General features: G+C 61.6%; 2 protein-coding genes. One reads left to right on the top strand and one right to left on the bottom strand.

Annotation, left to right across the window (positions count from 1 at the left end):
* Window positions 1–81 precede the first annotated feature (81 nt).
* Window positions 82–987 carry a TauD/TfdA dioxygenase family protein gene (locus ACRESD_RS10305; RefSeq protein ID WP_431750816.1) on the top strand — a complete coding sequence of 302 codons (906 nt, stop codon included), beginning with the start codon at window positions 82–84 and terminating at the stop codon, window positions 985–987.
* A 61-nt stretch (window positions 988–1,048) separates the two neighbouring features.
* Here ACRESD_RS10305 and ACRESD_RS10300 read toward each other — a convergent pair whose 3' ends face one another.
* The gene (locus ACRESD_RS10300; protein ID WP_431750815.1) at window positions 1,049–2,656 is read right to left on the bottom strand and encodes an alkaline phosphatase family protein; all 1,608 of its coding nucleotides are present in this window, start codon (window positions 2,654–2,656) and stop codon (window positions 1,049–1,051) included.
* Window positions 2,657–2,794 lie beyond the last annotated feature (138 nt).

Raw genomic sequence — 2,794 nt, 5'->3', positions numbered from 1 at the left:
CTCTTATTCCGTCAACGAAGCATCTATTAATTTGCTAGATCTAAATTGCATATGAATAGAGCGCACCAGAGGGGCATCACCATGAGCAACGCCGCATTCGCTGTTCAACCCGTCGTCCAGGCGCTGGACATCCACCCGGTCGCCGGTCGCATCGGTGCCGAGATCCGTGGCATCAAATTGTCCGGTGATCTGGATGCCGCGACGGTCGAGGCCATCCAGCAAGCGCTGGTGCAGTACAAGGTGATCTTCTTTCGCGAGCAGACCCACCTCGACGATCAAGGCCAGGAAGCCTTCGCCCACCTGCTCGGCGAGCCAATCGCCCACCCGACGGTGCCGGTGCGTGACGGCACGCGCTTCCTGTTGGAACTGGACGGCACGCGCGGTCAGCGCGCCAATTCCTGGCACACCGACGTGACCTTCGTTGACGCCTACCCTAAAGCCTCGATCCTGCGTTCGGTGCTGGCGCCCAAATCGGGCGGTGACACGGTCTGGGCAAATACCGCCAGCGCTTACAACGACCTCAGCGCCGAACTGCGCGCGCTCGCCGACAACCTGTGGGCGGTGCACAGCAACGAATACGACTACGCCGGGCGCAAGCCGGACGTGTCGGTTGAGAAGCTTGAGGAATACCGCAAGGTGTTCACCTCCACGGTGTACGAAACTGAGCACCCGGTGGTGCGTGTGCACCCGGTCAGCGGCGAAAAAACCCTGCTGTTGGGGCACTTCGTCAAACGCCTGAAAGGTTATTCCCAGGCGGATTCGACGCAGTTGTTCAACCTGCTGCAAAGCCACGTCACCCGCCTGGAAAACACCGTGCGCTGGCGCTGGAACACCGGCGACGTGGCGATCTGGGACAACCGCGCCACCCAGCATTACGCGGTGGACGACTACGGCACCCAGGAACGTATCGTGCGCCGGGTGACGCTCAAGGGCGACGTGCCGGTGGGTGTGCAGGGGCAGCGCAGTCAGACCACCAAGGGGATTTGAGCCAGGTTGGAGATCAAATGTGGGAGGGGGGTTTCCCCCTCCCACATTTGATTTGTGGTGTTTACCAGACGCCTATCTGAACTACTTTTTCCGCTTCTGGCTCACCGTATCGAAATTGTTTGCCGCGCAGATCGATCTCTGTGTGGCTGATGGTAGTGCGCCGCTTCAAGCCGCGCAGCCATTCGAACAGATAGCCCAAGTGGGTCTCGCGCACCGCCGCATAGGCCGGGTCGGCGCCCAGGTCGTGCAATTCGTGCGGATCGTTTTCCAGGTCGAACAGTTGCGGGCGAAAGCCGTCATACGCCAGGTACTTCCAGCGTTCGCTGCGCACCATGGTCATGCGGCAACGGTCGATGGGCTGCGCCAGGCGCTCGCGGGCGGGTGCTTGAAACGCGTAGTCGTATTCGGCGATGGCGTAGTGGCGCCAAGTCGTGGGGGCGCCGTGCAGCAGCGGGATCAGTGAGCGCCCCTCGAGGCGGTGATCGGCTGTTGGCAGGCCCAGGGCGTCGAGGAAGGTCGGCAGTGCGTCGATGGTTTCCACCAGGCGCTCGTCCACCGAACCCCGGCTGATGTCGGCACTGGCACGTGGGTCGCGCACGATCAAGGGGATGCCCACCGCGGGTTCCAGCAAGAACTCTTTTTCGCCGAGAAAATGGTCGCCGAGGAAATCACCATGGTCGCTGGTGAACACGATCAAGGTGTCGTCCCAGCGGCCGTTGCTCTGCAAGTAATCGAACAGCCGACCGAGTTGATCGTCGATCTGCTTGATCAAACCCATGTACGTCGGAATCACCGTAAGCCGAACTTCATCGCGAGAGAAATTCAGGCTCTCCTGATGCTGACGAAACGCCTGGTACACCGGGTGATCGCTGGCGTTGTCGGGCTGAATCGGCGCCTGGATATGCTTGGCACCATACAGCGCGTGATACGGTGCCGGGGCGATGTAGGGCCAGTGCGGCTTGATATAGGACAGGTGCAGACACCACGGCTGCTCGGCTTGCTCGCGGATAAAATCGATGGCGCGGTCGGTGGTGTAGACGGTTTCCGAATGCTCTTCGGCGACCCGCGCAGGCAACCCGGCGTTGCGCATATGCCAGCCGCTGAGGACCTCGCCGTTTTCGCCGGCGGCGGCATTGGCCCATTCGTGCCAGGGATTGGTGCCGCTGTAGCCCTTCTCGCGAAGGTAGTGGGTGTAAGGCGCGGACTCGCGTTTGTCGTCGAACAGCGGGCTGTCGGGGTAGATGCCATCGTGGCGCAAATAGGTGTCGAAGCCGACTTCATTCAGCGCTTCGGCCTGGGTGCTGTCAGGGTCGATTTGCAGGCGCTGCAAGGCTTCCAGGTTTGGCGTGGCGTGGGTCTTGCCCACCAGCGCGGTGCGAATGCCGTGGGGGCGCAAATAGTCGCCAATCGTCAGTTCTTCCAGCGGCAGCGGCACCGCGTTCCACGCCACCTGGTGGCTGCTGACATAGCGTCCGGTGTACGCCGACATTCGCGACGGCCCACAAATGGTGCCCTGGGTATAGGCGCGGCTGAAACGCACACCGGCCGCGGCGAGGCGGTCGATGTTCGGCGTGTGCAAATGGGCATGGCCGTAGCACGACAGGTAATCGCGACGCAGTTGGTCGCACATGATGTAGAGCACGTTGCGCAGGGGCTTGGCTTGAGACATGGGGTTTCACCGAACGGAGGACAGGTGGTTTTTTTCGCCGTTCGGGTGGGGGGCTGGCAAGTGCATTTGGGGACTGGGTTTGATGCAGTGAATCCATGGGTGTTGCTTCTGACGCTTTCGCGAGCAAGCCCGCTCCCA

Origin of the sequence: Pseudomonas sp. (genome assembly GCF_050739995.1) — a bacterium.
Lineage (GTDB): Bacteria > Pseudomonadota > Gammaproteobacteria > Pseudomonadales > Pseudomonadaceae > Aquipseudomonas.
Note: the sequence above shows the minus strand (reverse complement) of the source record. Positions and strands in the feature narration are given on the sequence as shown.

What these genes read in the sequence shown, in the direction of transcription:
- ACRESD_RS10300 (WP_431750815.1), bottom strand. Translation starts at nt 2,656, where the DNA reads ATGTCTCAAGCCAAGCCCCTGCGCAACGTGCTCTACATCATGTGCGAC.
- ACRESD_RS10305 (WP_431750816.1), top strand. Translation starts at nt 82, where the DNA reads ATGAGCAACGCCGCATTCGCTGTTCAACCCGTCGTCCAGGCGCTGGAC.